This is a genomic window from Hymenobacter glacialis (assembly GCF_001816165.1).
Classification (GTDB): domain Bacteria; phylum Bacteroidota; class Bacteroidia; order Cytophagales; family Hymenobacteraceae; genus Hymenobacter; species Hymenobacter glacialis.
Genome location: NZ_MDZC01000133.1, coordinates 154,198 through 160,516, shown reverse-complemented (window position 1 = coordinate 160,516; position 6,319 = coordinate 154,198). Strand labels below are relative to the sequence as shown.

Sequence of the window (6,319 nt, the reverse complement as noted above, 5' to 3'; positions counted from 1 at the left end):
CGCTCCGGCCGGGCCGAACGGGCCGTGGCAGACGCAGCGGGCGCTTCCACGGCTTCCCCGTTCTGGTCCACCCGCTGCGGCTTGCTTTTGCGCTCGGTCTGCGGCACCGCTTTCACGGGGGGCTCCGAGGGGTTTTGCGGCGTGGTTTGAGCCGCCGGCCGCTCGCCCTGGTCGGGGGCCACTGGCGCGCTGGCGGGTAGCAGGGCTATGGCCGGGACCGGCCGCGCCGTTTGGGCGTAGGCCGTGGTAGTGCCCAGCCCGAGCAGGCCCAGGCAGACAATGAAAACGAGAGGCTTCATGGCAATGGCAAGTAAACAGATACACAGAAACCCAAGTGGCTGCCAGCGGCAATTGAGTGGTCAGTAATCAACAAAGCCGGCCGCCTTTCCGAATGGTTCAGAAACGCGACCGACCTGGCAGGCAAGTTCAGTAATTAATGCTTGCCCTGGTGCCCGCCGCCATTCGAACGGCCGCCGCCCTTCGAATGGCCGCTGCCAGCCGACCGGCCACCCTGGCCATGCTCGCTGCCCCGTGCGCTGCGGGCGCTACGGGCATTGCCCATATTGTGGTCTACGCCGTGGCCACCGCGGGCAACACTGCTGATGGCCGCGCCCTTGTCGGCCCCGGTGAGGGTGGTGGACTTAGCAAAGGCGCTCACGTTCTGGCCGTGGTTGGCGGGCTTGCCGGCCTGGTTGCCGGTGCGGTCGTCATCGTCGCCGCGCTGCTTGGTTTTGGCTTCTTTGCGGCGCTCCTTGGCGGCTTTGTCGGCGCGACGGGTGGAGGCACCTGCTTTATCCCCTTCGTGGTCGTCCTCGTTGCCGTGTTGCTTGATTTTGGCTTCTTTCTGGTACTTTTTATCGGCGCGGCGGGCATCGGCGGCGGCGGTGGGGGCTTGCGCCAGGGTGGCCAGGGAGTAGCCCAGGGCCAGAATGGAAAACAGTGCTTTTTTCATGACGGTTGGGGGTTGATTCGTTAAAGAATAAGACAAACCTATCAGCCCAACATGATGCGAACATGATAAGCCGCGCCCCTGACCAGGCGGGTAGCAGGCTGCCTGCATTAGAAGCGTGGTGCTCACCAGCAACTCCCGCCGGGAATTCCACTGCGCAAACCCTCACGCCGTACCATGGCAAAACTGTGGTGCAACGGCCCTGCAAGGGCATAAATTAGCACCCAGCAAATCCCCTTCGATGAAAAAATTCTTTCTCTATGTGGCGCTGGCCATCGCCGCGACCCTGCCCGGATTTTACATCCGTTTCACGGGCACCCACCTCGCGCCAGTGTTTGAAGCGGCTGTATTCTTCGTGGCCATTCTCGGGGCGGGCTTCCTGCTCTCGTGGGGCGCGGAGGCGGCCGAGGAACACGTCTCGCAGGGCCTGGTCATCGGCGTACTGGCTCTGCTCACGGTGCTGCCCGAGTACGCCGTTGACCTGTACTATGCTTACCAGGCCGGCCTGCATCCCGGTTCGGCCTACGCCGGCTTCGCCGCTGCCAACATGACCGGCGCCAACCGCCTGCTTATTGGGGCGGGCTGGCCGCTCATCGTGGGGCTGCACTGGTGGCACAGTGGCAAAAAAACGGTGGTCCTGAATGCAGACAACGCGGCCGAAATTGCCTACCTGGCCCTGGCCAGCCTCTATTCCTTCGTCATCGTGTGGCGGGGCCGCATTGGGCTCGTTGATTGCGTGGTGCTGGTGGGCATCTTTGCCGCCTACCTCTGGCGCCTGAGCCAGCTGCCCAAAACCGACCACAACGCAGAAGAAGCAGCAGAAGATGATGACGACGAAGTAGGTCCGGCGGCGGCCCTGGTCGTCCTACCCGTTCGGCATCAATGGCTGATTATGGGCCTATTGACTGCGGTAGCTGTCGCCGTTATCGTCATGGCTGCCGAGCCGTTTGCGGAGTCTTTGCTGGCCGCCGGCCGCGACTTGGGCGTCAGTCAGTTTCTACTGGTGCAGTGGGTAGCGCCCTTTGCCAGCGAAGTGCCTGAGGTGGTGCTGGTGGTGCTATTCGTGCTCAACAACCGCCCCACGGCCGCCCTTGGGGCCCTGGTCAGCGACAAAATCAACCAGTGGACGCTGCTCGTGGGGATGATTCCGGTGGTGTACGCCTTTGGGGCCGGCCACCTGACTGGCTTCCCGCTCGATGCCCGCCAGCAGGAAGAGTTCTTCCTCACGGCGGCCCAGTCTTTGTTTGCCGTGGCGCTGCTGCTGCGCCTGCGCCTGAGCCTGGCCAGCGCCATCACGCTGCTGGCCCTTTTTGTGGTGCAGTTCTCGCTGGCCTTCGTGTTTCAGCACGATGAGGCCCGCACCATTCAGGTACTGACGTACATGGCCTGGCTGTACCTAGCCCTGGCCGGGGGGCTTTTCATCTGGAACCGCCAAGAACTACGGCAGTACCTGCGCCAAGGCCTGCTGGCCCGCCCGGGGCCGGCCGAAAGTGAGCCGCCTGCCTAAGCTGTTCCACCGATGAATGTGTAGCCAACCAAAACCAGCGCAGCCATTCGACCACAAGGCCTAGCTCGAGTATAGCTGCAGCCACCTTCGCCCCATCCTGTCTTTAAGTTGACAGCCAAGCTCCAAAAAAAGGGCCGCCCCCGAAACGGGAACGACCCTAGATGCCGAAAAGAGGAGCTTGGCAACTAATTCTCTCCGACAAAGCAAATGTATAGGTTCTATTACAGGACCGACAGCTTTTTCAATCAGTCTAAGCAGGCTCAAGAATCGGTCAGCCTGCTCTGTCCCAGATTCCGTCCCAGGCGCATAAAAAAAGGCCCTTAGCAGTGCGCTAAGGGCCTTTTTTTGTGGCAACAGTTGGAATCGAACCAACGACACCAGCATTTTCAGTGCTGTGCTCTACCAACTGAGCTATGTTGCCGTTTCCCCGTAGCAGAAACCCGCTTTGGGGACCGCAAAGGTACGAAGCCAAAACAACGACGCAAGGAGTTGAGTAAAAAAAGTAGTAACTAAAGTCAATTCATTCAAAAAAAGTATTCGGCATGCCGACTATATTGCAGCCGCAAACGTTTCCACTTCCTTACCTTTACTGCATGTTGCAATCCATCATTTTCCTGCTGCTCCTGGTAGCGGCCTTTGGTCTTTTCGCGTGGCAGGTCCGGAAAGTCCGCGCCAACATCCTCGTGGGTCGCGACCGCGACATGAGCGGCAACGCCGCCGAGCGGTTTAAAAAGACCCTGCTGGTAGCCTTTGGCCAGCAAAAAATGTTCAAGCGCCTCACGCCCGCCCTGCTCCACCTCATTGTGTACGTGGGCTTTCTGGTGATTAACGTGGAGGTGCTGGAAATTGTGGTGGACGGCCTCTTCGGCACACACCGTTTCCTTAGCTTCCTCGGGCCGGTGTACGACGTGCTCATGGCCACCAATGAAATCCTGGGCGCGCTGGTGATTCTGGCGGTTATCGCCTTCTGGTGGCGCCGCAATAGCTCGGCGCCCGTGCGCCGCTTCACCGGCGTGGAGCTGCGCGCCTGGCCCAAGCTCGACGCCAACATTATCCTTTATGTGGAGGTAATTTTGATGGCCGCCCTGTTCACGATGAACACCGCCGACCTCAAGTTGCACCAGTTGGCAAGTAAAGACCTGCCGGGCACTTTTCCCATCAGCAGCCTGCTCACGGGCCTATTTCCAGATAGCGTAAGCGCTTTGGAGATACTGGAGCGCGTGGGCTGGTGGGCGCATATCGTGGGCATTCTGGTGTTTCTCAACTACCTGCCCAGCTCCAAGCACTTCCACATCATCATCACGTTCCCCAACGTGTGGTTTTCGCGGCTGGTGCCGCAGGGCCAGTTCAGCAACGTGGAGAGCATTACCCACGAGGTGAAGGCCATGATGGACCCGAGCTACGTGGTGCCCCCGGCCCCGACGGCCCCCGATGGCTCGGCCCTGGCGCCCACGTCCTTCGGCGCCAAAGACGTGGAAGACCTGCCCTGGACCAGCCTGCTGAATGCCTACTCCTGCACGGAGTGTGGCCGCTGCACCTCGGTGTGCCCCGCCAACCTGACGGGCAAGCTGCTTTCGCCGCGCAAAATCATCATGGACACCCGTGACCGGATGGAGGAGAAGTACGAGTCGCCGCTCATCTTCCGCCCCAACGTGTACGGCGCCGAAGCCAAGCACGAGCCCATCACCGACCTGGCTAACGCCACCCTGCTGCGCGGCAAAGTGACGCCCGAGGAGCTCTGGGCCTGCACCACCTGCAACGCCTGCGTGGAAAGCTGCCCCGTAAACATCAACCCCCTGGAAAGCATCATTGAGATGCGCCGCTTCCTGGTGCTGGAAGAGTCGGCCGCGCCGAACGCCCTGAACGTCATGTTCTCGAACATTGAAAACAACGGCGCGCCGTGGGCCTTCTCGCCCTCCGACCGGTTCAACTGGGCCGATGACTTGTTTGCGACTGATAAGCAAGCAGCTACGGTAGTCGCGTAAATCGTTTGTCATGCTGACGCAGGAAGCATCTTATCGCCGCTACTTTCGTCAGAATAACTAATTCACTGCGGCTCGGACGTGATAAGGTCCTTCGCTGCGCTCAGGATGACAGTTGTGTTGTCCATTTTCTCTATGTCCCCAAACACTCCCGAAGCCACCAAAAAGCAAATCAACGTTCCCGTCATGGCCGATTTGGCGGCCCGCAACGAGTCGCCCGAAATTCTGTTTTGGGTGGGCTGCGCCGGCGCTTTTGATGACCGGTACAAGCGCGTGACCCGTGCCTTTGTGCGCATCCTGGAGCACGTGGGCACCAAGTACGCCGTGCTGGGCCTGGAAGAAAGCTGCACCGGCGACCCCGCCAAGCGCGCCGGCAACGAGTTTCTGTTTCAGATGCAGGCCATGACCAACATCACGACCCTGAACGGCTACGGCATCAAGAAAATAGTGACGGCCTGCCCGCACTGCTTCAACACCATTAAGAACGAATACCCGGCGTTGGGCGGTGATTATGAGGTGATTCACCACAGCACTTACCTGCAGCAGCTCATCAACGACGGCAAGGTGGGCGTGACCGGGGGCGAAAGCTTCAAAGGCCGCCGCATCACCTTCCACGACTCCTGCTACCTGGGCCGCTCCAACAACATTTACGAAGCCCCGCGCGACGTGCTGGCCGCCCTCGACGCCGACCTGGTGGAGATGAAGCGCAGCCGCGCCAACGGCCTGTGCTGCGGCGCCGGCGGTGCCCAGATGTGGAAGGAAGCCGAGCCGGGGAAGAAGGAAATCAACATCGAGCGCACCGAGGAAGCCTTGGCCACGCTGGCCGGCAAGGCCGAAGCCCTGGCGAACCTGGGCGGCGTGGAGACGGAAACCAGCACCCCCGATGCCCACGACCTGCAAGGCAGCATCATTGCCGTGAGCTGCCCCTTCTGCATGACCATGATGAGCGACGGCGTGAAAAACAAGGAGCAGGAAAGCAAAGTGCAGGTCTTCGACCTGGCCGAGCTGATAGCCTCGGCCGAAGGCATCAACGCCTAAGAACACGGATTAGCGCGGATTTAAACGGATTTCACGGATTTTGTGGGCGGCTTCGGCCGGAACGCTCAAGGAGTCATGAGCCAGTGATAGGTAGCTGGTGTCCGGAACAGCTTCGTGGCAAAAGCCGCTGCTTTGAGAATAAATTCCTGTTATTTCTGTTAAGGCACTCCGCTACGTGTCGTCCACAAAATCCGTGGAATCCGTTTAAACCCGCGCTAATCCGTGTTCTATGTACGTTTCCTTCGACCAGCTGCCGCCCAGCGCCCGGGTGTGGATATACCAGGCCAACCGCCCGCTCACCAGCCCGGAAATAATGGGCGTACTGCCCACCCTGGCCCGTTTTGCCGCGGAGTGGACCAGCCACGGCAATGCCCTCCACGCTTCGGCCACGTTCCTGCACCAGCAGTTCCTGGTGGTGGGGCTTGATGAGGGCGTAGCCGGCGCCAGCGGCTGCTCCATTGATGCCTCGGTGCGGTTTGTGGCGCAGCTGGAACAACTGCTCGGCGTGGAGCTGTTAGACAAGTCCCGGCTGGCACTTCTGCAAGGTGGTGTGGTGCAACTGCTGAAGCGCAACGAGCTCAAAGCAGCCGTGGCAGACGGCACCCTGGCCCCCGACACTTTCTACTTCGACAACACCTTAGCTACTAAGGGTGAGCTGGATACCGCCTGGCCACGCCCGGCGGGCGAAACCTGGCTGGCGCGCTACTTTGGGCAGGAAGAAAGAAGCCAGCACCTGGCTTAGCGCCTGCGGCTGCGTAAATCCTACGGCTACGTAGTATTATTGCTATCCTAAAAATTGCCCTAACGGGAATGCTCTCTGCTACCCGTCCCTTTCCTACTTTC

Annotated in this window: 6 protein-coding genes and 1 tRNA gene; 4 read left to right on the top strand and 3 right to left on the bottom strand. The window is 60.3% G+C overall.

Going from position 1 to position 6,319, the window contains the following annotated elements; all coding sequences use genetic code 11:
• Together BEN48_RS17920 and BEN48_RS17915 are read right to left on the bottom strand one after the other, a co-directional pair.
• The coding region (locus BEN48_RS17920) for a hypothetical protein (RefSeq protein ID WP_206599882.1) at positions 1-299 on the bottom strand (299 nt) is incomplete at its 3' end.
• Positions 300-433: 134 nt separating this feature from the next.
• Positions 434-952, bottom strand: coding sequence for a hypothetical protein (locus tag BEN48_RS17915; RefSeq protein WP_070736553.1), 519 nt, complete (start codon positions 950-952; stop codon positions 434-436).
• Positions 953-1,190: 238 nt separating this feature from the next.
• Here BEN48_RS17915 and BEN48_RS17910 point away from each other — a divergent pair, with 238 nt between their 5' ends.
• Entirely contained in the window at positions 1,191-2,456 is a 1,266-nt protein-coding gene (locus BEN48_RS17910) for a sodium/calcium exchanger protein (RefSeq protein WP_070736552.1), read from the top strand.
• A 348-nt stretch (positions 2,457-2,804) separates the two neighbouring features.
• Here BEN48_RS17910 and BEN48_RS17905 read toward each other — a convergent pair.
• Positions 2,805-2,877 (bottom strand) — tRNA-Phe (locus tag BEN48_RS17905).
• A 172-nt stretch (positions 2,878-3,049) separates the two neighbouring features.
• Here BEN48_RS17905 and BEN48_RS17900 point away from each other — a divergent pair.
• From BEN48_RS17900 to BEN48_RS17890, 3 genes are all read left to right on the top strand, one after another.
• The gene (locus BEN48_RS17900; protein ID WP_070736551.1) at positions 3,050-4,441 is read left to right on the top strand and encodes a (Fe-S)-binding protein; all 1,392 of its coding nucleotides are present in this window, start codon (positions 3,050-3,052) and stop codon (positions 4,439-4,441) included.
• A gap of 183 nt (positions 4,442-4,624) precedes the next feature.
• Positions 4,625-5,476 carry a (Fe-S)-binding protein gene (locus tag BEN48_RS17895; RefSeq protein WP_070736576.1) on the top strand — a complete coding sequence of 284 codons (852 nt, stop codon included), beginning with the start codon at positions 4,625-4,627 and terminating at the stop codon, positions 5,474-5,476.
• A 229-nt stretch (positions 5,477-5,705) separates the two neighbouring features.
• On the top strand, positions 5,706-6,218 hold the full coding sequence (locus BEN48_RS17890; protein WP_070736550.1) for a hypothetical protein: 513 nt from the start codon (positions 5,706-5,708) through the stop codon (positions 6,216-6,218).
• Positions 6,219-6,319: the final 101 nt, after the last annotated feature.